The 24,201-nt window shown below is 39.3% G+C and carries 20 protein-coding genes and 1 other RNA gene; 17 read left to right on the top strand and 4 right to left on the bottom strand.

The genetic code is table 11. The features are described from left to right. Positions 1 to 15 precede the first annotated feature (15 nt). The 4 genes from P20480_RS02130 (at position 16) to P20480_RS02145 (ending at position 3,954) form a co-directional block, all read left to right on the top strand. On the top strand, positions 16 to 321 hold the full coding sequence (locus P20480_RS02130; protein WP_006794681.1) for an STAS domain-containing protein: 306 nt from the start codon (positions 16 to 18) through the stop codon (positions 319 to 321). After that, entirely contained in the window at positions 321 to 1,973 is a 1,653-nt protein-coding gene (locus P20480_RS02135) for a fused response regulator/phosphatase (RefSeq protein WP_008132521.1), read from the top strand. The genes P20480_RS02130 and P20480_RS02135 overlap by 1 nt, the downstream gene beginning before the upstream one ends. Positions 1,974 to 2,029: 56 nt before the next feature. After that, complete coding sequence (locus P20480_RS02140) at positions 2,030 to 2,683, top strand: GAF domain-containing protein (protein ID WP_008132520.1); 654 nt, start codon at positions 2,030 to 2,032, stop codon at positions 2,681 to 2,683. 80 nt (positions 2,684 to 2,763) lie between these two features. Then, positions 2,764 to 3,954, top strand: a complete 1,191-nt coding sequence (locus P20480_RS02145) for an amino acid aminotransferase (protein WP_006794684.1) — start codon at positions 2,764 to 2,766, stop codon at positions 3,952 to 3,954. 87 nt (positions 3,955 to 4,041) lie between these two features. On the opposite strand, the gene P20480_RS02150 is transcribed toward P20480_RS02145, so the two are convergent. Beyond that, on the bottom strand, positions 4,042 to 5,247 hold the full coding sequence (locus tag P20480_RS02150; protein WP_008132517.1) for an aromatic amino acid transport family protein: 1,206 nt from the start codon (positions 5,245 to 5,247) through the stop codon (positions 4,042 to 4,044). Between the two features lie 326 nt (positions 5,248 to 5,573). On the opposite strand from P20480_RS02150, the gene P20480_RS02155 reads away from it, so the two are divergent. Continuing rightward, positions 5,574 to 6,461: a DMT family transporter gene (locus tag P20480_RS02155; RefSeq protein ID WP_033025852.1), complete on the top strand. Its 888-nt coding sequence runs from the start codon at positions 5,574 to 5,576 to the stop codon at positions 6,459 to 6,461. 97 nt (positions 6,462 to 6,558) lie between these two features. Here the strand turns inward: P20480_RS02155 and P20480_RS02160 are convergent, their stop codons facing one another. Then, on the bottom strand, positions 6,559 to 7,437 hold the full coding sequence (locus tag P20480_RS02160; RefSeq protein ID WP_008132510.1) for a flagellar protein MotY: 879 nt from the start codon (positions 7,435 to 7,437) through the stop codon (positions 6,559 to 6,561). A 205-nt stretch (positions 7,438 to 7,642) separates the two neighbouring features. On the opposite strand from P20480_RS02160, the gene rnt reads away from it, so the two are divergent. Beyond that, a complete protein-coding gene (rnt, locus tag P20480_RS02165) occupies positions 7,643 to 8,326 on the top strand; it encodes a ribonuclease T (RefSeq protein ID WP_008132506.1) in 684 nt (227 codons plus the stop codon). Here the strand turns inward: rnt and P20480_RS02170 are convergent. Further along, a complete protein-coding gene (locus tag P20480_RS02170; protein ID WP_008132504.1) occupies positions 8,310 to 9,935 on the bottom strand; it encodes a DUF342 domain-containing protein in 1,626 nt (541 codons plus the stop codon). The two genes, rnt and P20480_RS02170, sit on opposite strands and share 17 nt — an antisense overlap. A gap of 267 nt (positions 9,936 to 10,202) precedes the next feature. Here P20480_RS02170 and ssrA point away from each other — a divergent pair. The 6 genes from ssrA (at position 10,203) to P20480_RS02195 (ending at position 14,281) form a co-directional block, all read left to right on the top strand. Beyond that, positions 10,203 to 10,559, top strand: a transfer-messenger RNA (tmRNA) gene (gene ssrA, locus P20480_RS19335). A 174-nt stretch (positions 10,560 to 10,733) separates the two neighbouring features. Next, complete coding sequence (locus tag P20480_RS02175; RefSeq protein WP_008132500.1) at positions 10,734 to 11,969, top strand: integrase domain-containing protein; 1,236 nt, start codon at positions 10,734 to 10,736, stop codon at positions 11,967 to 11,969. Between the two features lie 7 nt (positions 11,970 to 11,976). Continuing rightward, entirely contained in the window at positions 11,977 to 12,723 is a 747-nt protein-coding gene (locus tag P20480_RS02180; RefSeq protein WP_033025851.1) for a hypothetical protein, read from the top strand. 142 nt (positions 12,724 to 12,865) lie between these two features. Beyond that, entirely contained in the window at positions 12,866 to 13,129 is a 264-nt protein-coding gene (locus P20480_RS02185; protein WP_008111294.1) for a helix-turn-helix transcriptional regulator, read from the top strand. Next, positions 13,126 to 13,440, top strand: coding sequence for a hypothetical protein (locus P20480_RS02190; protein WP_008132494.1), 315 nt, complete (start codon positions 13,126 to 13,128; stop codon positions 13,438 to 13,440). Before P20480_RS02185 ends, P20480_RS02190 begins: the two co-directional genes overlap by 4 nt. A 280-nt stretch (positions 13,441 to 13,720) precedes the next feature. Beyond that, entirely contained in the window at positions 13,721 to 14,281 is a 561-nt protein-coding gene (locus tag P20480_RS02195) for a YagK/YfjJ domain-containing protein (RefSeq protein ID WP_008132492.1), read from the top strand. A gap of 255 nt (positions 14,282 to 14,536) precedes the next feature. On the opposite strand, the gene P20480_RS02200 is transcribed toward P20480_RS02195, so the two are convergent. Continuing rightward, positions 14,537 to 15,622 carry an ArdC family protein gene (locus tag P20480_RS02200; protein WP_008132491.1) on the bottom strand — a complete coding sequence of 362 codons (1,086 nt, stop codon included), beginning with the start codon at positions 15,620 to 15,622 and terminating at the stop codon, positions 14,537 to 14,539. Between the two features lie 236 nt (positions 15,623 to 15,858). Between P20480_RS02200 and P20480_RS02205 the strand changes: the two genes are divergently transcribed. The 5 genes from P20480_RS02205 to P20480_RS02225 all read left to right on the top strand — a co-directional run bounded on the left by P20480_RS02205 (position 15,859) and on the right by P20480_RS02225 (position 24,001). Further along, positions 15,859 to 17,910 carry a type I restriction-modification system subunit M gene (locus P20480_RS02205; RefSeq protein WP_008132490.1) on the top strand — a complete coding sequence of 684 codons (2,052 nt, stop codon included), beginning with the start codon at positions 15,859 to 15,861 and terminating at the stop codon, positions 17,908 to 17,910. Further along, positions 17,910 to 19,280, top strand: coding sequence for a restriction endonuclease subunit S (locus P20480_RS02210; RefSeq protein WP_008132489.1), 1,371 nt, complete (start codon positions 17,910 to 17,912; stop codon positions 19,278 to 19,280). The genes P20480_RS02205 and P20480_RS02210 overlap by 1 nt, the downstream gene beginning before the upstream one ends. After that, positions 19,277 to 20,311, top strand: coding sequence for a PDDEXK nuclease domain-containing protein (locus P20480_RS02215; RefSeq protein ID WP_008132488.1), 1,035 nt, complete (start codon positions 19,277 to 19,279; stop codon positions 20,309 to 20,311). The genes P20480_RS02210 and P20480_RS02215 overlap by 4 nt, the downstream gene beginning before the upstream one ends. Continuing rightward, positions 20,312 to 23,542, top strand: a complete 3,231-nt coding sequence (locus P20480_RS02220) for a type I restriction endonuclease subunit R (RefSeq protein ID WP_008132486.1) — start codon at positions 20,312 to 20,314, stop codon at positions 23,540 to 23,542. A gap of 75 nt (positions 23,543 to 23,617) precedes the next feature. Next, complete coding sequence (locus tag P20480_RS02225; protein ID WP_008132485.1) at positions 23,618 to 24,001, top strand: hypothetical protein; 384 nt, start codon at positions 23,618 to 23,620, stop codon at positions 23,999 to 24,001. Positions 24,002 to 24,201: the final 200 nt, after the last annotated feature.

The raw sequence follows: 24,201 nt of genomic DNA, 5'->3' as shown, positions 1-24,201 counted from the left end.
TTAACGGAGAAATCGATGAATTTAACTACCCGTACATCAGCCGATGGAAAAGCGCTAACAATACAAATAAAGGGAAAGTTTGACTTTAATTTAGTGCAGTCTTTTCGCCAAGCCTATGCTCAGATAGACAGTAGCACTAACAAAGTGATTGTAGATTTAAGAGAAACTGACTATATGGATAGTTCTGCACTAGGCATGCTTTTAAATATGAAAAAAACTTTAGAAGATAAAGTGACTGTGTTTGAAATCACTAATTGCCAGCCACAGCTGAAAAAAATATTACAAATATCGCGCTTCGATAAGAAATTTGATATTAGCTAATGGCAGCACACGTTCTTATTGTCGATGATCAGGCATTAAACCGTATTTTATTAAGTCAAATGCTCAAAGATGAAGGTTATCAAGTATCGATGGCCTTCAACGGCCAAGAAGCAATTAAAGTCCTTGAGCATGAAGCCATAGACATTGTGTTACTCGATGTAATAATGCCGGTTATGGATGGTTTTGAGACAGCCAAAATAATAAAAAATAAATACAGTGAAGTTTATTTACCTATTATTTTTATTACTTCGTTAGACGACAAAGCAAGTTTTGAAAAATGTTTAGAAGTTGGCGGGGATGACTTTATCCACAAGCCATTTGATAAAGTTATTCTTCACGCAAAAATTAAAGCTCATAGAAGAACTCGTGAGCTAAGTAAAAAAGCCAACCAGCAAAAGCAACTGCTCGAGTATCACCACAATCAAATTGAACGTGAACACGAAATAGTTGAGCACATATTTAATAATTCACTCGAATATCAAGATGATTTTAAGCAACATCTAGATTTTAATTTATCGCCAGCATCCATGTTTAATGGTGACATGTTTTTAGTTGCACAAAGTCCCATTGGTAACTTGTATTGCATGCTGGGTGACTTTACTGGGCATGGCTTGGCAGCTGCTATAGGTGCGCTACCTGTCTCTCGCGCATTTTATACAATGGTAAATAAAGGTAAGGCCGTTAATGATATTGCCTTTGAGCTAAATACACTTCTTTACAACCTGTTACCGGGGCATATGTTTTGCGCGGCTACCATTGTGGAGCTCAGTGCGTCAGGAAAAAGTATATCAGCGTGGCTTGGTGGCTTACCCGATGCATATTTGATCAATACTAAAGGTAATATAGAAAAGACATTAGAGTCTCAACACATGGCATTGGGTATATTAGACAAACATGAATTTGAGTACGATTTAATACATTTTGAAGTAAATAGTGATACACGTTTAGTTTTTGCTACCGACGGCATAACAGAAACCACTAATAAGCAGGACGAGTTTTTTGCTGAAGAACGCTTTATAGCATCATTAAAAAGTAAGCCCATGATCTCTTGTGAAGAAATAATTGCTGATGTGAGTGATTTTGCGCAGGGCTTACAACAACAAGATGATGTAAGCATTGTCTTGCTTAACTGTTTGCCTTTGCAGGTGGAAGAAAAGCCGAGAGAGCCTTTTTCAACGCTTGCCTTCAATTTGTCATTAAGCCTTAATTCAAAGCAAATTAAGCAAACCGATCCTGTCTACGATATTGTCAATATTCTTAGCCGAATTGAGGGATTAAATGATCATCGCTCAAACATTTTTTTACTCCTTTCTGAAGCTTATAACAATTCACTTGATCATGGTGTTTTAGGATTAGACTCCGCAATAAAGCTGCAAGAAGACGGTTTTTTTAAGTTTTATGAAATGCGTGAGAAAGCCATAAGTGAGTTAAAAGATGCCATGATCATTATTGATATACGCTACTGCCCAGAAACACTCAGTTTGTATTTTATCATTTGTGATTCGGGGAGGGGGTTCAGTAGCCAATCAAATGATGAAATGAGTGGCAATAATGAATTTGGGCGTGGTCTTTCACTGCTTGAAGAAATTGCAGAAAAAGTCACATATAACGCCAGTGGTAACCAAGTTGAAATGTCCTATAAGTTGATCTAGCTCTGTGAAAATATCCATGCTATCATTTCTGGCAACTTAGATGTATGGATGGCCAAATGATTTCTTCTTATTTAACGCAAGCGCAGTTGCGCGTTAATGCAAACTTAATTTCAGCCGAGCTTGAAAAGCTTGAGCACTATCTAGCGCATACATCTTTACCAGAAACGCGTTGGCAGTATCAAATACCTGAATTAGGTGAAGGCGGGGCGTGTAGCTTATTTGGTTACTTGCAAGATGAGCCTTTTAACCTTGCTGATTTTATAAATAAAGATAGCAATACCAAGCTTGCACAGCTGCAAAGTATTGTTAACTATGTACACGCGCAAACCGGTGTTGACTGGTATGGTATTTATCAATCAACGGACACAGATGAAGGTAAACAACTTTTAAAGCTTGCTTATCATGGTGTACCTAGCCGCCCTCTATTTCCGCTTACAGAGGTCTTTGCTGCAGGAAGCAATAATGTTCAAGTGGCGTTATCACAAAAAGGTCGCATTATTAATAATGTAGAGAAGTATCTAGCACAAGGTGGAGAGTATTATACCTGTGACCCTAAAGTTAAATCTGAAGTATGTTTGCCTTTATTTAATGCCCAAAATGAGTGTGTAGGTATTATTGATGCTGAAGCATTTGATAATGACTTTTTTGATGACAAAGTTTTGGCCATTTTAATTGCGTGTTGTATTAAAATTCCTCACTCACTCGTGTAAATAACACTAGTCAACGTGATGTGCTTTTATGTTAAGCTAAGCTTAATTGCTAACCCATAAATATAGATAAGAGATAGCCCATGTTCTCAGTATTAAAACCATTACCAACCGATCCTATTCTTGGCCTTATGGCGGCCTATAAAAAAGATACAAACCCTAATAAAATTGATTTAGGTGTGGGTGTTTATAAAGATGAGCACGGTAATACACCTGTATTAAACGCAGTGAAGAAAGCAGAAGCATTTCGCTTAGAAAATGAAACAAGCAAATCTTATATTGGCTTAGCAGGTAACTTAGACTACTGTCAAAAAATGGAACAGCTATTACTTGGTGAGCACCAAGCATTATTAGCAAATCGCGTGCGTACAGCACAAGCACCAGGTGGTACAGGTGCACTTCGTGTTGCTGCTGAGTTTATTAAGCGTTGTAATACAGATGCAACTGTATGGGTTACTACACCTACTTGGGCAAACCACATTAGTTTATTTGAAGCTGCGGGTTTAACCGTAAAAGAATACCCGTACTACGACTACGAGAATAAAGACCTGCTATTTGATGAGATGATCAATACCCTTAAGCAAGTACCAAAGGGTGATGTAGTGCTATTACACGCATGCTGTCATAACCCAAGTGGCATGGATTTAAACGAAGCTCAGTGGAACACAGTAGCAGAGCTTGCTAAAGAAGTTGGCTTTACACCATTAGTAGATATAGCTTACCAAGGCTTTGGCTCTTCACTAGAAGAAGATGCACGCGGACTTCGTATTTTAGCTGATGCCGTTGAAGAGTTAATTATTTGCTCATCGTGCTCTAAAAACTTTGGTTTATATCGTGAGCGTATCGGTGCATGTTCATTAATTGCAAAAGACAGTGCGACAGCTGATGTGTCAAACTCAGTAATGTTAAGTGTGGTACGTAGCATTTATTCAATGCCTCCGGCACATGGTGCTGATATTGTTAACACTATTTTAAGCAGTACAGAGCTTACGCAAATGTGGCATGCTGAACTTGATGAAATGCGTACGCGTATTAATGGCCTTCGTAGTTTAATTAAAGAAAGCCTAGCATCAAAAGACATAGCGCAAGACTTTTCATTTATTGAACGTCAACACGGTATGTTTTCGTTCTTGGGTATTAATAAAGAGCAAATTGAGCGATTACAAAAAGAGTACGGCATATACATTGTTGGCTCAAGTCGTGTCAACGTAGCCGGTGTTAGCAAAGCAAACCTTGATTACTTTGCAAATGCAGTTGCTGACGTTTGTAAATAAACGTAGCTAATATAAAAAAAACCGCACTTCATTAATCATGGTGTGCGGTTTTTTATTAACTAAATTTTGGTATTACAAAAGCAAGCTTTAACCAATTGCAGGTATAACCCCACTCATTTGCATAAATTGCGCAGTAATTATTAGCACACCACATAACGCTGCAATCAATAACCCTGTACGACCACTGCGTACTTTATAACCAGTGTTGCTACTGGTTGAGGCACGTTGTTTATAAACCATAGCAACAGGTAAAAATACAGCCAGTACAACTAAAGCAATGGCGGCATAGCCAAGGGCCATTATGAAGCCTTGCGGGTAAAAAAGAGCAAATCCCAAAGGCGGAATAAATGTAATAAGCGCTGTTATAACACGGCCTTGGTTGTTATCTCCTTGTTTAAATGCATCAGCAAAAAAATCAAATAAACCTAGGCTTACACCTAAAAATGAAGTCGCTAACGCTAAATCAGCAAATAATTTCACCGCTATAGATACATTTGAATTATGTGCAATACCTGCAACACTGGCTACAAAACCACTTAAGCCCTCACTATTGAGTAAATCGCTTTGGCTCATAATACCTTGGCTTAATAGTTGCCAAAATATGTAAATGAACAAGGGTAATGCTGCGCCTGCAATCATCACTTTACGCAGAACTTTTACGTCAAGACCTACGTATTTAACAATTGATGGGATAGAGCCGTGAAAACCAAAAGATGTAAATACCACAGGAATTGCCGATAATATTAGCCCTTGCTCAACAGGCATTTCGAGCAAGTGCTTTGATTGTACATAGGGCGTAAGCATATAAAATAGGCTAGCTAAAACAATCACCTTGATTGAAAAGAGTATTCTATTAAATTTATCTACCTTGCTAGTCCCTAGTGTAACCACGCTTGCAATAATGACCGCCAAAATAACGGAGCCAAATTGGGGGGCAATTTCTAATTCAAATCCAAGGTTGATTCGCTCTTGAAGCTGAGCACCACCGCCTGCGATATAAGCTGCACATAAAGCATAAAATAAAAACACCATTGAAAAATTGGCAATGTATTGACCGCGCTTCCCAAGCCAGCGTTTAGCAAGTGTATTTAACGTTGCATCACGAGGGGCAAACTGATGTAGCTCTAGCATCAGCAAGGCGGTGTAAGTCATTAATATCCAGCTTGCAACAATGAGTGCAAGTGCAGTCATAAAACCTAAACCAGCAGAAGCGATAGGTAAAGCAAGCATACCTGCACCAATAGTGGTACCAGCTACAATTAACATGCTACCTGTTGTTTTATTTTTGAGCACTTAATTACCTTAATTACTATTAATTTACACGCACCATATAACTAGAACGGTAAAACTCAAATAGTTTTGTTATAAATGGTATTAAATAAAATGTAACTTACATTTTACAGCTGTATATTTAAGCATTATTTAATCTTTAATATGATTAAATATCTATTCATAAACCCTTTACAGCGTATAATTCTATTACTAGTTATTGAGCGTTTATATCTTAAGATTAAACTGACCGTTAATTATGTGTACTGTAACTAGTGCATTAATACGCTTGGCTGGCTTTTTCCCTCAAAACCCACTCGCCTTATTTTTAACTAACAAAGGAATGGTACGTGCCTGTTAAAGTTTCGTATTTTTTAATGGTTCTTATATGGTCCACCACTCCGCTGGGTATAGTGTGGAGTAGTGAGAGTGTTTCGCCATCACTAGCGGTGTTAATGCGTATGCTCGTTGGGCTATTTATTGGTGCGCTTGTCGTTGCAGTCACTAATGTAAGAGTGCCGTGGAGTAAGCAAGCCTGCCTACTCTATGCTTACTCAAGCATTGGTATTTTTGGTGGCATGTTATTGAGTTATATGGCGGCTAGAACAGTGCCTTCTGGCATTATTTCACTTATGTTTGGATTAGCTCCTATTTTATCGGGATTGCTTGCTCAACAGCTATTAAACGAGCCTAAATTTAGTTTTATAAAACTCATTGCTTTAGCAAGTGCGTTAGTCGGACTTTATTTTGTAAGCTATAACCAAGTACAAAACTCACAAACTCAGGGATTTGGGCTTGTATATGTATTTATGGCTGTATGCTTTTTTAGCTTAAGCGGTGTGATGATAAAGCGGGTGAAAATTGCAATTCACCCTATGGCCACAACATTTGGTGCACTAGTATTTGTAACGCCATTATTTTTTATTGCGTGGTGGGTGCTTGATGGTGAGCTTAATATACAAAACTGGAATTTAAGGTCGCTTTGGGCAATTGGTTATTTAGGACTATTTGGGTCGTTAATAGGGGCATTGGCATATTTTCATGTTTTACAAAACTTAAACGCGAGCACCGTTGCGTTAACAACACTTATTACACCTAGCTTTGCAATAGGGTTAGGTGCGTGGCTTAATAACGAGCCACTAAGTAAAGAGCTAATAATTGGCGCTGCTATTATTGTAATTAGTTTAGGCTTTTTTCAATTTGGTGATAAATACTTAAAAACTAAAAGTAAGCGCTAGGGTGTGTTTAACTTTGTGGCTTGAAGCCTGTTTAATCGAGGGGCGGTTAGTTAAATCACGGCGCAAAGTCTGTAACCTCGTCAATTAAGTAAACCCCCTACATTTTAGCTATTTGAATGATCAAACGGCGGTTTTTATCGCGGCCTAAAATATTATCATTGGTGTCTACAAAGCGTTTTTCACCAAACCCCGTTGTTTTTACTTTATTTTCATCCACACCTAAGCTAACCATATAATCTTTTATCGCTTTTGCACGCTTACGAGATAGGTCTAAGTTGTTCCAACGACCGCCATAACTGTCGGTATAAGAATCAATACTAATGGACTCAATGGTTGAATCGTTTTTTAGATATTCAGCAATTTTATCAAGGCGTTGCTGGGATGACTTAGTTAACTTACTGCTATTAGATTGATAGTTCATCACTGTAAACGAAATATCCTCAAAGCTGTAAGGTAATAGTTCGTCACGGCATTGCAAAAAGGCCCAATAGGCTTGCTTAAAGTTTACACTTGAAATACCAACGGCAATTTTATCGGCACTATTTTGCCAGTCTTGGTAATAAAAAGTGGGGTAAAACCCTTTTTCAAGTTCTGTAAGCATTTCCCAAGCAGTTTGATTACCGAGTTCACCATCAAACTTTTTAAGTAGCTTCATATTTGCTATGTCGCGTGCTGGCAGCCCAGAGCGCCAAGAAGGAGGAACTGCTTTAAGCCCTGCAATGGCGTAATTTTCAGGGCGAACAACCATATCTAAATTGAAAGTTAGGTTTTTATTTTTACTCGCCGATGCTTTAAAAATAGCCTCGCCATAGTAAGGTACCTCATGGTTCAACTGGCATTGCAAACGTGTTGTTTTAACCACTTCCCAATTTGAACTGTCTTGATTTGCAGAGTAATTACGCATGGCCGCATGTGCACTGACGCTCAATAGCGCAGAGCTAATACTAACGCTCATTAATAATAACTTTAATTTCATCAAAGACTCCCCGTAAACCCGACACGCCAAAAATTTGGCTTTGTTCAGTACTGCCACATTATATAGCAGTTAACACTTAGCTAGTATCACTTAAAGCAAATTGTATGCCTATAATTATAGGCATAAATAATAGGTAAAAGTCCCTAGCCGAACGGCACCTACTTTTGACATAATAGAAGGCTTATACCTACAAACCAAGAATACTATGGCAAATACTGAGCAAACCCTTTTCGCAAAACGCTTTCGTGGCTTTTTTCCTGTTGTTATTGATGTTGAAACTGCTGGTTTTAACAAAGAGACAGATGCATTACTTGAAATTGCAGTCTCTGTTTTAAAAATGGATGATGACGGGTTGCTTAGCATAGATCAAACAGTGCATTTTCACGTTGAGCCGTTCGAAGGCGCAAATATTGAGCAAGCAGCAATTGAGTTTAACGGCATTGACCCATTTTCGCCATTACGAGGTGCAGTCGCAGAAGAAGACGCTATCAAAGAGATTTGTAAGGTCGTGCGTAAAGCGCAAAAGGCAGCAGGGTGCCAGCGTTCTGTTATTGTGGCGCATAACGCCGCGTTTGATCACGGCTTTTTAAATGCGGCTATTGAGCGCAATAATATAAAGCGCACACCGTTTCATCCATTTGTCAGCTTTGATACAACAACGTTAGCAGGGCTTGCTTTAGGACAAACAGTATTAGCTAAAGCTTGTCGTGCAGCTGGAATTGAATTTGATAACAGTCAAGCACACTCGGCACTTTACGACACAGAACGCACTGCTGAATTATATTGTTTAATTGTAAACCGTTGGCAAGAGTTAGGCGGTTGGCCGCTTGCGCCACTCGATGAGAGTGACGATGATGAAGCCGCCAAGGAACCTAAAACGACTGAGTAATTTTACCCTCAGATAATTTCACGAAGTGGGGGGGATAAATACGCGAAAACTGTTTAGTTTCTTTTGCTATTTTAAGCTCCACACCAGGGTGCATTAATTCGTTCACTTTTAAGCGGCTAGAGGCTAATAGCTGGGCTATTTTTCTTTTTACGAGTGCTTTTTGTTGCTTAACATGACGAGAGCGGGCATTCACTTGCTTTTCGTTAGCCGTAATTTTATCAGTAAATTGCTTGCGCTGAGCAGGGTTAGTTATTTTCTCTGCTTTAGTTCGCGCATTTTTTAAATCCAGTAATTTATTACTTAAAACCTTTTCAAAGTCGTTAATTTGGCTTTGCTTATCACGCAGTTCAAACCAATTTTGTGCTAAAAACACACGCGTTTTAGTACCAGCAGGCGCACCTAATTCACCAGTTTCAATCCGCATTGCATCAAATATATTACCACCAATAATTTTGCCACGAGGGTTATCGGCTTTGCCAACACGTATTAAACGTTTAGCTGTTAGGTCACAATGTAATACTTGGCGCTCTATGAATAAACTTTGTTCAGTCTTAATGTCACAATATTGAGCATAGCCTATAGAAATTGTACGTTTGGCTGAAATACGGCAAGTAAATGCTTCTTCGTTTTCACGATTTCGGCCTATGGCACCTAATACAATAGTTACAGCACTTTCGCTTTGCACAATCCCTGATTCAACAAAGCCTAAAACAGTAATGTCACCTTTTGCTTTTACTCGCATTCCGTCTTTTATATCGCCACTAATAATTACACTGCCGTCAAAATCAATGTGGCCTGTACTTACATCTACATTATCGAAACATAAAACGTCGTCAACGCGCATTCCACGCGGAAGCGCAACAGGAACGCCTTTGCAATCTGCAATCAGTAAATTAGGGTTTGTTGGGTCTATTTTTGTTCCTTCAAAGGGTTGTAGTTCAAGTTCTTTTCCTGGCGAGGCAGGGATAATATCGCCAAACACCGTGTATCCGTCTTCACCCTGGGTGGCGGCTATACGTTGCATAAGAGGAGTACCCGGTTTAACAGTAATGATAGCCCCAAGATCTTTCATATCAACTTTACCGCCAGCGGTTGCTTGCGGGCTTAAAACGCGATCTTGTGCTGTTGAACAAAGGCGAACAAATTTAGCATCGCTACCTTCTTTAGGATTGCGGCCATGGGCTACAATAGCGCTATATGCTACACCTGAAGCTTTTTCAAACTGTTGGCCTAAAAAACTATCAAGCGCACGCGGACTAATCCCTTTTTTTACACCTGCTTGGCTAAGCGCCTCTTGGGCATCTTCCATTGTTAGCAGTGATCCACCTTTAGCTGTAGTAATAGTGGCCTCTGCGACCATATTCTTTTCATCAATATTAATAGCAATAGTGGCATCCACTGCTTTAGCAATCACTAAAGATACTTCTTTGTGGTTTTTAGAAGGCGCAAAAAGTTTCCCGATATTAGCTGTAATAGTTTCATACTCGCCAAATTCAGATTGTTCAAACATTTCAATTAATTGAGTGCTTGTGACCGGAAAACCGCTATCAATAGGATGTTTAATTAAAGAAACACACCCTGTATTTTTATCTAATGAAAAAACCGACATTTTAAATCCCTACTTCTTATGCCTGTTATTATTCTTAACCTTTACAGTTACAACTAAACCTTTAGCACTAGCTGGCTAATCCCTTATTTGAACACAGGTTTGCCATATTGTTAAGTAAATGTTTACTGTGGCTAATACATTATTGCTAATTTGGTTGCTAAATATGCAGTTAGCCTGTGTAAATCAAATAAAGCGTTATTAAGCCTTGAGTATCATCACTTTACTCAGTTATACTGCTTGCACGCTCTGAATGAGTTTACTAATTCAGGGGCTGATTAGGATTCGACGGAATTCAAGAAGCCCAAGGTGCATGTCGAGGTGCGGTTTGCCTCGTAAAAAAGCCGCAATCTAAAGTAATCGCAAACGACGATAACTACTCTCTAGCAGCTTAGGCTGGCTAGCGCTCCTTCCATGTATTCTTGTGGACTGGATTCTGGAGTGTCACCCTAACACCTGATCGCGATGGAAACCCTGGCCGGGGTTGAAGCGTTAAAACTAAGCGGCCTCGCCTTTACTTACCGTGTTTGTCCGGGATTTAAAGGTTAATTAAATGACAATACTAAACATGTAGTACCGACGGTCGAGGCTTTTCGGACGGGGGTTCAAATCCCCCCAGCTCCACCACTTAAAAAACTAAGACGCCAATAGGCGTCTTTTTTTTGCCTTGAACCCCCCGCATTGCTGGCTTTTCGCCAAGTTACGATTCCAAGTAGAGTTTTTAATGAACAGTGACATCCAGATTTTAAAGTAGTACATTTGGTGGTACCACTTTAATTAAAGAAAATCGGGTACTACTTTATGGCAAAAACAAAACCACTAACCAATACGGAAGTTAAGCAAGCCAAGGGAAAAGAGAAAGTATATAAACTATCTGATGGTGACGGCTTGCAACTTAGAGTTAAACCTAACGGCAACAAATCTTGGTTGCTAGACTATTACAAACCCTACAACAAAAAACGGACCAGTATTGGTTTAGGTGGATACCCGGCTATATCTTTAGCGGATGCTCGTAAACTAAAATCAAAATTTAGAGAGTTACTAGCTAAAGACATCGATCCCAAAGAATATAAAGATGATCATGAGCGTATACAGTTAGAGGCAGTATCAAACACCTTCAAGCATGTTGCTACTAATTGGTTTGAAATAAAGAAAACGCAAGTAAGTGAAAACTACGGCATTGATTTATGGCGCTCGCTAGAAAATCACCTATTTCCAGAGTTAGGAAAACTACCTATAAGTAAAGTAACGGCACCAAAAGTTATTGAGGTAATAAAGCCTTTAGCTGCGAAGGGAAGTTTGGAAACGGTTAAACGCTTATGCCAAAGGTTAAATGAAATAATGACCTATTCTGTCAATACAGGGCTAATACACGCCAACCCGTTATCTGGCTTAAGGGCTGCTTTTCAAAAGCCAGTCAAAGAAAACATGCCTACTATCCCACCTGAAGAACTTCCTGAGTTAATGAAAGACCTTAGTTATGCGAGTATAAAGCTTGTTACTCGTCTTTTAATCGAGTGGCAACTACATACCATGGTTAGACCAAGCGAAGCCGCTGGTGCGACATGGCGAGAAATCAACCTTGAAAATAAGGTGTGGGAGATTCCAGCAGAGCGAATGAAGAAGAAGCGCGGACATAATGTTCCACTAACAGATCAAACAATAGAGTTACTAAATAGGTTAAAGCCAATCAGTGGTCATCGAGAGCATATATTTCCGGGTGATAGAAATCCCCGTTCTCATCTTAATGAACAAACTGCGAACATGGCTTTAAAGCGTATGGGGTATGAAAATCGTTTAGTTGCTCACGGCATGCGGTCTATTGCCAGTACGGCATTAAATCAACATGGCTTTGAAGGTGATGTAGTTGAAGCCGCATTGGCCCACGTTGATAAAAACGAAGTAAGGCGAGCATACAACCGAGCGGATTACTTAGAGCGTAGGCGAGTAATGATGAGCTGGTGGTCTGAATATATAGAGTTAGCTAAGCAAGGCAAGGTCGGTGTCTCTAATGCTACTCTAAAAATAGTGGGTTGAGGTTATTATGGATAATAAAAAAATGAATAAAGAAAATGACTTTAAAAATGACTTTTTTACCAAAGAGCAGTTGCAAGAGTGCATCGATATAAACATAGGATCTATTATTACTAAACTAGATAACTACATTTATTACGATGGGATTTTGACAGATTCAGGGCGTAATGAAGATTTATATGTGACTGGCTTTATTAAAATAAAGCCATTCTTTTTCGATACCTATATTGATGATAGAGGGGAAGAACACCATATTCACTCCTATGTATATAAGTGTGGTGCCTATTGTTCTAGACCTGAGTTAAGTAATAATGAAGATCTGACTCCCGATCGTTTTTTCAATACAAACTACGCAACTATTTATTATTACTATCACGATTTTGTCGATTATTGTGCCCAGCTAAGATTACCAATTAAAGATATTGCAGAAAAAGATGATTTTTGGGATAACACATTAAATGGAATTTTTGATGAGGACATAGGAAATGAAAACCTTGATGGGGGAAACGGTGATATGGATTTTAAAGCACCTTACCAGCAAGAACCTCAATATCCATTAGAGCTTCAGTTAGCAATTGATGCTTATGATAAATTCTGTAGAGATGAAAAAACTTTGCCAAAAAATAAAGTAATTGAAGACTGGTTAATAGGAGAGGCTTTTCGTCGTAATATTCTTCAACTGGATGGTTCGGAATATATTCCAGGTTTAAGTCAAAAAAAGGCTCAAGTTATAGCTTCTATAGTAAAATCGAAATAAAAGGTCATATTTTTAGCGGGGGGACCCCCATTACCCCTTCCATCCCCCCTAAAATTTAGTTGCCGGACCGTATTGCCTTACCCCCATGCTAATGGTTTTTAATATGCCTGAACTATTTCATAACGTACTAAGGCAATTAAATATGAACATTAAAAGTTTTTCTAAAATTATCCGCAGACCTGAAGTTTTAAATAAAACTGGCTGGTCAAAATCTACACTCTATAACCGCATTAATGATGGCCTATTTCCTACACCCATAAGTTTGGGAGTAAGAGCTGTTGGCTTTGTTGAAAGTGAATGTGACAAAGTAGTCCAAGCAATGATTGCAGGCTACACAGAGCAACAATTAAAAGCATTAGTGCAAAGTATTATTAGTAATCGTGGCATAAAGGAATTGCAGTTATGATCCCTAGAAATAAATGCTTAGAGCTAGGCTTGCCAGAGCCAAACGATTGCCAAAAAGAGTCGAATTATGTGTTGAGTGTGATAAGCCAAGGGCTAACAATAAATACTAATATGGCTCGCTATATTGGAATTGATGACCTGCAAGATGTGGTATGTGCAATTAAACGAAAAGGCTACTTATTTACAGTAGAAGATAAAGAGGCCGAATGTCCATCAACGGGTCGATTAACACCATTTCCGATATTGGTTTTGTCGATGACGGATGAGCAGCAAGCATTGTATAAAAACGAGGAAAGCCGCAAAGAAAGTTAATTTCAATGCGACTTATCAATGGTGTGCTGGTGGCGCAATGTGGAAGTTAAACCACCAGCACGTTTAAGCATAACGTTAATTACCTAGCTAAACAATGTTAGTACTCGCTTACACTGAATGCATTGTATGGATTTAAAAAACGCTTATTGGTCGCTATTTATAGGTTTTTGACCCTATAAATTATTAGTAAGGCCATGACGCTTTAAATTCATACTTATTGAATGGCGATAGTAGTGACTAACACGCCACTAGGTAATTAATAATATCTCTTGAGTGTTGTATGTCTTATAAGGTTAAGGTTAGGGCTATTGAGGTCAATGATCAGGTGTTCTGGGTGAACGGTCAGCATAGTGGTATTTACTTAACTATGGCCAAGAAGATGATAAACCAAGTTGATATGATATTAAAGCATCATAGCAAAGTACACCTAATTCGTTTCGATCTCCGCCTTTACGAGTACTCGTCGGATAATCAAATAATTACAAAATTTAATCGAATCCTATTTAGGTGGCTTAAGCGAGCATATAACTTAAAACGGGTAGGTTTTATTTGGTGTCGTGAGATTGAAACCGCTAAGCAACAACATTACCACTACGTTTTGATGCTCGATGGTCATAAAGTACGTCATCCGTATGATATTTTAATTAAGGTAAAAGCTATCTGGGAGTACCAGCTACAAGGTTCACAATATACCCCAAAGCACTGCTACTACAACATTATGCGAGGTGATTACGATTCACTTCAAGAGGCTATATGGCGTATTTCTTATTTGGCTAAAGTGAGAAGTAAGGGAAAGAAACCGCCACAAACAAAACATTATGGAACAAGTCGAATCAATTGAAATGTGTATTATTGTTAACTTTTCACGCGTGCTAAATGTTTGTGAAAGCCTTCAAAGTGTTAAGGTGTGTCTCGGTTTACTATGTATAGCAACCGGAACAATGCGGAACAAACCGGAACAATCTAAAATAACTAAGACTATGATAATAATGGTTTTATATTTTATTTTGGAACATATTAAAGCACATTCAAACGGTTTGTTCCTGTTTTACGATAAGCCCTCTCGTTACCACAACCCTAATAAAATATTCAGCAATTACCACTCAATAAGGTGTTTATTTGGTTTAGAGCATTGCTCACAAAACGATAAATTTTCATAACGGGTTAACGTAACACTATAACTTTCATGACAATGGATACAGCACGCACTAACCTTTAGCGTACTTACAAAATCTGTAAGAATTATTTTATCTGGTTCTACTGCTTCACTATCATTAAGTTGTTCAAACTCTTTATCTTCACAATCCACATCAGCATTTTCAATGCCTGTTAACTCATACAAAAAGTGTACTGCTTTTTTTGCATCATCTACGGCTTTAAATAAGTAACGAAAATCATCTTTTAAATGCTTTATCCAAGACTTCAAATAAGCTGCATGATCTGTTCTTGGTGTAATTGTATTTTCAAGCCGCGTACATATAATTGCAGCACCTAGTTCAGCAACAAGCTCTTCATATGCATACTGCTCAGTACTATTGTTAGCTAAGTTGCGCTTCATTCTAGTGTCATGACCACTCCAATGAATTAACTCATGAATAGCAGTAGCATAATAATTATGCTTTTTGCTCCCATGAGAACTATCTACAAAATTAGTGGGGAATGGCAGGTATATTTTATCTTCGTATACTCTATAAAATGCATTGGTATTGCCATGAGTAATACTGGCTTTGCATCGGGCTATAAATTTATCAGCACTCGGATCTATCGGCATATCATCTGCAAATAAGTCAGGGTGTGCTGAATTGTAATTATTTACTTGGTCAGCGTTGAATACAGTATAAGGTTTAAAATAAATAATATAATCTTCATCACTGGGGTTATTTTTCTTAGCGTAAATAGGGCGAAATAAACGCGTCCCCTTTGAGCGAATTTTTACCTTAGCTTTTTTTGTATTCCATTGTTTAAGTGTAGCCCACTCATCCGATTGAAATGTATTATCAAGGGTAGACGCCCAAAGTAGCGTTGCATTCATTCCACTAAAAAGGTGGTGTGTAATGGCATTTTTAGGTTCTAAAAAGCCATTATGCCAAGGTGCTATCCATTCCCCCAAGTTCTCCTGCATTTGCTCAATTAGCTTATCTACAACACTTCTAACATGTGCGTCTACTTCTTCCTTTTTCATAATTTAATTCCGTTTTAAAGCTATGAGTTATTTATAGATTACTATTTTGTTAATTATGAATATTACCTTAATTTGATAAAGCTTCTCTACCATACAACATAATAAAGGTTACAATACCCTTAATAAAAAGTACTGCCTCCAGTGCTGGTAAATAATCCTTAAATCTTGCTTAAAAAATAGCGTATCAAGTGATATGGTAAGTTAAGTTACGGAAAACAAAATAATAAAGGGTCAAAATGACAGATAACAACTTCTCTTCAACCGCTGCTTTTTTATGGTCAGTAGCTGACTTACTTCGCGGTGATTTTAAACAATCTCAGTATGGCCGTATTATCCTTCCTTTTACACTGTTAAGGCGTTTAGAGTGTGTGCTTGAAGCTACTAAACCTGCCGTGCTTGAAAAGTACGAAACCGTAAAAGCCATGCCTATTGAAGCACAAGACAAACTTCTTACTCACACAGCGCAGTTAAGTTTTTACAATACCTCAAAAATGGATTTAAACCGCCTTGGCGAAACCGATGTAGCTAGTAACCTAGAAAGCTACATACTGTCATTTAGCCCTAATGCGCGTGAAATTTTTGAGCATTTTGATTTTTTTAACACCCTAGATAAGTTGGCAGAAGCCGACCTACTTTATAAAGTCGCTAAACGCTTTGCTACAACCGACCTACACCCAAATGTTATTAATAACTATGGCATGGGTTTAGTGTTTGAAGAACTCATTAGGCGCTTTGCTGAAAGCTCTAACGAAACAGCAGGTGAGCACTTTACACCGCGTGACATTGTTCGTTTAACAACGTCTTTAGTATTTACCAATGACGACGACGCGCTTACGCAATCGGGATTAGTGCGCTCAATATACGACCCTACAGCGGGTACTGGCGGTTTTTTATCATCAGGTATGGAATACGTATTAGAGCTTAACAATAAAGCATCGCTTTCAGCATTTGGCCAAGAGCTAAACCCAGAGTCATACGCTATTTGTAAAGCCGATATGCTTATTAAAGGCCAAAAGGTCGATAATATAAAACTCGGTAATACCTTATCAAACGATCAGCTACGCACCGAAAAGTTTGATTACATGTTATCTAACCCACCATTTGGTGTGGACTGGAAAAAAATACAAAAACAAATTAACGACGAACACACCGAAAAAGGCTTTGAAGGCCGCTTTGGTGCGGGTTTACCGCGCGTGTCTGACGGCTCGTTACTGTTTTTAATGCACTTAGTTAGCAAAATGCGCCCACAACACGAAGGGGGTTCGCGCATTGGTATTATTTTAAATGGCTCCCCTTTATTTACCGGTGGTGCCGGAAGTGGCGAGAGCGAAATTCGCCGTTACATTCTCGAAAACGACCTGCTAGAGGCCATTGTAGCCCTACCTACAGATATGTTTTACAACACCGGCATAGCAACTTATGTGTGGGTTCTTTCAAGCCACAGGCCAGCTAACCGTAAAGGTAAGGTTCAACTTATCAACGCGGCAAAAGAGCGCGCCAAAACAGGCGGTCGTGGTCGCAGTGGCGGCGGTGAGGTTGAAGGGAATGATGAGAATGTATTCTATGCAGCTATGCGTAAGTCACTCGGTAGCAAACGTAAAGAACTAACAGAAGATGCAATAGAAACCATTGTTAAAACATACGGCCAATTTGTAGAGAACGACTTTAGTAAAATATTTGATTACCAAGAATTTGGTTATCGCCGTATTACTGTAGAGCGCCCATTACAACTGGCAGTTTATCCAAAAGATGAGTTACGTATTACTGCTTTAACAACCGACAAAGCATGGGATAAGTTAAACGAGCATGCTCAACACACTATTCTTGCAGCGCTTGCTTCACTTAATAGCAAGTATTTATCTCGCGATGTATTTTTAAAAGCACTGACTACTGAATTAGATACAGCAACACCAGCGGTTAAGCTAAGCGCTGCACAACTCAAGCTGATAGTTAAACATTTAAGCGAACACGACGACGAAGCAGAAGTATGCAAAACTAAAGGCAAATTAGAAGCCAACCCAGACTTACGCGATAACGAAAACGTACCGCTCACTGAATCTGTTGAGGACTACTTTGCGCGTGAAGTACTACCGCACGTACCAAACGCGTGGATTGATACTAAAAAAACTGACGAGCAAGACGGTGAAGTCGGTATAGTCGGCTACGAAATCCCATTCAATCGCCATTTTTACGAATACGTACCACCAAGATCACTTACCGAAATTGACGCTGATTTAGATGCGGTATCGGCTGAGATTATGCAGCTACTTAACGAGGTACACTCGTAATGACCGGTCGTTATAAAGCATATTCAGAATACAGGAACTCTGGTCATAAATGGCTGGGAGATATACCTTCCCAATGGAGTGTTTGGGGAGCAAAACGTATCTTCGCATCTGTTAGGGTTGCAGCTAAAGATACTGATGAGCAGCTAGCCGCAAGCCAGAAATATGGTGTTGTTCCTCAATCTCTGATGATGAAATTGAATAGTGCTAAAGTGATGTTGGCATTAAAAGGAACAAACTCATTTAGACACGTTGAAAAAGACAACTTTGTGATTAGCCTTAGAAGTTTTGAAGGTGGTATTGAGCATAGCGCTTATGAAGGGTGCGTTTCTCCAGCATATACAGTGCTGGAAGCCTCACTTCATATGCACAGTGCATTCTATAAGTATTTATTGAAATGTGAACCGTTTATAGCAGCTCTACAATCTTCTACAGATAGTCTTCGTGATGGTAAATCTATTTCATATGAGCAGTTTGGTGCTATTTACCTCCCATACTGTAGCTATGAAGAACAACAAAAAATAGCCAGTTTCCTCGATCACGAAACCGCTAAAATCGATACCTTAATTGCCAAACAAGAAAAGCTGATTGAGCTGTTAAAAGAAAAGCGCCAAGCGGTCATTTCTCACGCAGTCACTAAAGGGCTAAACCCCGATGCCCCAATGCGCGACTCTGGCGTAGAATGGTTGGGTGAAGTGCCAGAGCATTGGGGGAGGGTTGCTTTTAAGCAATTTATCAAAACAAGGAAAGGTGTTGCTTTTAGTACGTCTGACTTCTGTGATAGTGGCATAAGGGTTGTAAAAGCTAGTGATATTAAAGAGTTATCACTAAGGAAGTCAGACGTTTTTCTTCCAGAAACTTTTACTAAAAAATATCCCAAGGCATATTTGAACCAAGGTAATATCATACTCAGCACTGTAGGTAGTACGCCCGATGTTAAGAATAGTGCTGTTGGTCAAATTGCAATGGTACCAAAAGAGCTAGATGGAACCCTACTTAATCAAAACACTGTTGTTTTTGACCCAAATGAGGAAACAGTTGACAGAAAGTACCTGTTTTTGCTGTTACAAACTAGGGCTTACCGAGATCATTTGGATTTACACGCCCACGGGACAGCAAACCAAGCAAGTTTAAATGTTGCTGATATGCTTGATTTCAAATGTTTTATACCGTCAATTGATGAACAACACCAAATTGCTGAATATTTGAAACAGTTCTTGAGAACAGTTTCAGATCTTGAAACCAAAGCTATTAGTGCTATTGAGTTAATGAAAGAACGTAAAACAGCCCTTATCTCAGCGGCTGTGACAGGCAAGATTGACGTGCGTGACTTTGTTGCAGAACAAGGGCAACCACAAGGAGTTCAAGGTTGAGTAAGCTAACGAACTTAGCTCCCTTAAGCCAAGAGCTGGCCGCACTGATCCACAGTGCCAAGCAGCGCGCTGCGGTCGCAGTGAACAGTGAAATTACTTTGTTGTATTGGCAGGTGGGTTATCGCATCAATCAAGAAGTGCTGGGCGGTGAGCGAGCCGATTATGGCAAACGAGTGATTGCCACGCTTTCTAATGAGCTAACGGTACAATTTGGCAAAGGCTGGAGCAAACGCAACCTTGCGCAAATGGTTAAGTTTGCAGAGGTTTTTGGGGATATAGAGATTGTGCACGCACTGCGTACACAATTGAGCTGGACCCATATTCGCCAGTTAATTGCTATTGATGAACCCATAAAGCGAGACTTTTACACCACAATGGCCATTCAGGAACGCTGGTCAACCCGCACCTTGGATGAGCGCATAGGTGCCTTGTTGTTTGAGCGCACGGCTATTTCTAAAAAGCCAGACGATACCATTGTGGCTGAACTCTCTGAGCTGCGAAATTCAGGCCAGTATAATCAAGAACTGCTGCTTAAAGACCCCTATATTCTCGATTTCTTAGAGCTGAATGACCGCTACTTAGAGAAAGATTTAGAAGATGCCATTCTAAGAGACATTGAGCAGTTTTTATTAGAGCTGGGTGCCGGTTTTAGTTTTGTGGCACGTCAAAAGCGTATCCAAATTGACAACGATGATTTTTATATCGACTTGCTATTTTACAACCGTAAGTTAAAGCGTTTGGTGGCAATCGATTTAAAGCTCGAAAAGTTTAAACACAGCCACAAAAGCCAGATGGAGCTATACCTCAACTGGCTAAAAAAATATGAAACCGAAGAGGGTGAAAACCCACCACTTGGGATCATTTTGTGCTCCAGTAAAAAACAAGAACAAATTGAGTTACTTGAAATGGAAGGCAGCGATATTCATGTTGCAGAATACCTAACGCATTTGATGGATGTTGAACTACTCGAACAAAAATTACAGCACTCTATTGCCAAGGCAAAGCAACGATTAAATCAAAAGGATGAGTAAATGAGCCAAGCAAAAACAGTAAGAGAGTTGCAATTTCAAAATGACATTATTGACCAAATGCTTGCACAGGGCTGGTTACTGGGTGAGTCGAACAAGTACAACAAAGAGCTGGCACTTTACCCTGAAGATGTGATTGCTTTTGTAAAAGGCTCGCAACCTGAGCAATGGGATAAGCTGCAAAAGCATTACCCAGAGACTGACCGAAGCCCTACAGCAACCGCTGATGCTTTACTTAAAAACCTAGAACGTAACTTAAAAAATAAAGGCACGCTTTGGGTGTTACGTAATGCGATTAAAGACCGCGGTGCTAAATTTAGTTTATGTAGCTTTAAGCCCGATCACGATTTAAACCCTGATGCGAGTACTCGCTACAGTAAAAATATTTTACGTGTGGTGCCTGAGCTAAAATACTCACCGAACGGTTATGATGGCCGAATAGATTTAACCTTATTTGTAAATGGCTTACCGGTTGCAACCTGTGAGTTAAAGTCAGAATTTAAGCAGTCGCTCAATAATGCCAAAGTGCAGTACATGAAAGACCGCCAGCCAAAAGATCCAACCACTAAAAAGGCTGAGCCGTTATTGACCTTTAAACGTGGTGCGTTAGTCCATTTTGCCGTAAGCCAATATAACGTAGCTATGACGACGCGTTTAGCGGGTAATAAAACCTTCTTTTTACCGTTTGACCAAGGTACAGCTGAAGGCGCTGCAGGAAATGATAGCCCGGCTGATGGCAGCTATGCTACTTCGTACCTTTGGAACGAGATATTTCAAAAAGATAACTTGTTACTTATTTTAAGCCGCTATATTCACTTAGAAGTAAAAGACGAAGAACAACTTGATGGCTCAATAAAAGTAAAAGAAACCATGATATTCCCGCGTTATCATCAATGGGCTGTGGTTTCTAAACTTATAAATACAGTTGATTTTGAAGGTACGGGTAAAAAGTACCTTATTCAGCATAGTGCGGGCTCAGGTAAGTCGAACTCAATTGCGTGGTTGTCGCATCAGTTGGCCTCTAAGCATTACTTAACTGAGCACCCAGAATTACAAAAACAAGCTGGCGACAAAGTATTCGACTCAGTAATAGTGATTACCGACAGAACCGTTTTAGATAGCCAACTACAAGATACTATTTATCAGTTTGATCATAACGAAGGAATGATAGCGCGCGTTAACCGCGAAGAGGCACAAGGCAGTAAGTCGAGCCAGCTAGCCGGTGAGCTTAAAGCCAGCACCTCGATTATTATTGTAACCATACAAACCTTTCCCCATGTTTTAGAGGCAATACGTAAAGATTCAACCTTAGCTGGGCGAAGTTTTGCGGTAATAGCCGATGAAGCGCACTCTAGCCAAACAGGCACAACAGCACGTAAGTTGCGTGAAGTGCTAATGGCTGAGCAACTTGAAGGCGATGACGAGCTAGACAGCGAGGATATGCTGCGTTTATCGCTAGAGGCCCGTAAAGGCTCTAATAATATTAGTTATTTTGCCTTTACAGCAACACCAAAAGCGAAAACCTTAGAGCTATTTGGCCGCCCTGAAGATTTAGACGCACCGCTAAGCGATACTAATAAGCCATTACCCTTTCATGTGTATTCAATGCGCCAAGCCATTGAAGAAGGCTTTATTTTAGATGTGCTGCAAAACTACACCAGTTACCGCGTGGCGTATCAATTAGCTCACGATAATCCGCAGTCTGATCAAGAAGTAGATAGCAAAAAAGCAGCGTCTAAAATGGCTAAATGGGTAAGATTACACCCATACAATATTGCACAAAAAGTTGAAACAATTGTTGAGCACTTTAATGCCAAAATTAAACACTTATTAGGCGGAGAAGCCAAAGCTATGGTGGTGACGAGTAGCCGTTTAGAGGCTGTTCGTTACAAGCTTGCCTTTGAAAAGTATGTAATGGATAAAGGCTATGAAAACGTCAATGCGATGGTGGCGTTTTCTGGTGAAGTGAATGATCCTGATATTCCTGATCATGCTTTTACTGAAAAAGCGATGAACCCTAATTTACGTAATCGCGATATGCGCAAAGCTTTTGACACTAACGACTACCAAGTAATGTTAGTCGCGAATAAGTTTCAAACAGGGTTTGACCAACCTAAGTTAGTGGCTATGTATGTTGATAAGCCATTAAAGGGTGTTGAATGTATACAAACGCTCTCTAGGCTAAACCGTACTTGCAAAGGTAAAGATAAAACCTTTGTGCTTGATTTTGTAAACGACCCTGAAGAAATTTTAGAAGAGTTTAAAGTTTACTTTCAAACCGCTGAGCTTTCAGACGTATCTGATCCTAATATTGTTTACGACATTATGGAGAAGCTTGCTGAGGTGGGCATTTACCAATGGTTTGAAGTAGAAACCTTTGTAACCGCTTATAACAGTAAACATGCCAAGCAAGACAAGCTCACTAATATTATGAAAGCGCCTGTAGAGCGATTTAAGTTGCGCTACAAAGAAGCCACCACGGTACTGCAATCAGCCCAAAAAGAGCTGGCTAAAGCAAAAGATGAGAACAACGACAAAGCGATTAAGTACAGTGAAAACAGTGTTAAGCACGCTAAAGAAGCCAGAGATATTTTAGATGTGTTTAGAAAAGATTTAATCTCGTTTTATCGTTATTACGAGTTTAGCTCTCAAATTGTTGACTTTAACGACACTGACCTAGAAAAGCTCAGCGTGTTTGCTAAAAACTTACACCCACTCTTACGCATGGATGTAATAGAAGACGACGTTGACCTAACAGATGTAGTAATGACACATTATCGGCTGCATGAACAACGCGAAGCTGATTTACAGCTAGGCCACAAAGTAGGCGAAGAGCCTAAAAGCTACTTACCACCAAGCAAAGAAGGCTCGGGCGCAGTACCAAAGGATCCTAAAACTGAGCTTTTAAACGAAATCATTGAGCGCATGAACGACCTGTTTGCTGAAGATGGCCTATCTGAAAACGATATGGTTAATTACGCTAATGCAATTATGGGTAAAGTAGCCGAAAACGAAACCGCAATGGATCAGGTTAAGCACAATACCAAAGAGCAAGCCATGCTTGGCCAATTCCCTGAAGCAATCCAAAACGCGATTATTGAAAGCATGGATACTCACAACGCAATGGCCATGAAAGCACTATCAAGCGATTTAGTGTCTAAAGGCATAGCGAGTTTAGTGTTCGATATGCTAATGAAAGGTGTTGCGGGTAAAGGCGATGAGCGACGCAGTTAAAGTTTATTTTTATTGGTAAGCCGTAATAGCTTACCTTTTTAATTTGATAAAAAGGCACGTTCACAGGTAAGCAATATGGAAGTTAAGTTCAACTCATTACGTGATTTAGTAAAGCTAATTATTGAAGGTACAGTCACATTTAATGATGACAGTAGTGCATATAGTTTGATAGAGACTATGTGCGACACATATTTTGAGGATGAGCAGGTAGCGGATTATAGAGGGCATTGCTCTGCTGATGATGTACAGCAAGAGCTAGAATGTGATCTTGGTGATTATGAATGGGCAGAAGTAATCTTTTACGATTTTGATATGCACGAAATAAAAAACCAGCTAGCGATATCAGACCGTTGCTCTAGGCTTTATACCGACGATGAGCTTGAGCATTTTATAAGTGAGTATTTGAGCTGTTGGCGTAAAAATGCAATTAATGCTCTTTTAGATAAACTCAAAAATTGATAAAAATATAAAATTAATATTTTAGCCACAAATTTTTAAATCCTAAGTGTTAGGAGTAAAAATGGCATGAGTTTTAACTTAAGTAGTACTGAAGGTGGTACCTTGCTTTCTGTTTGTTTGATTTGTGTTTATAATTCAATGATTTACAATCATGGTTAAGATGACCCCAGCACCAATATCGGTTTTTAAAATTCGTTTGT

The organism is Pseudoalteromonas sp. BSi20480 (genome assembly GCF_000241365.1).
Classification (GTDB): Bacteria; Pseudomonadota; Gammaproteobacteria; order Enterobacterales; family Alteromonadaceae; genus Pseudoalteromonas; species Pseudoalteromonas marina.
This window is presented reverse-complemented; position numbering and strand designations above follow the sequence as displayed.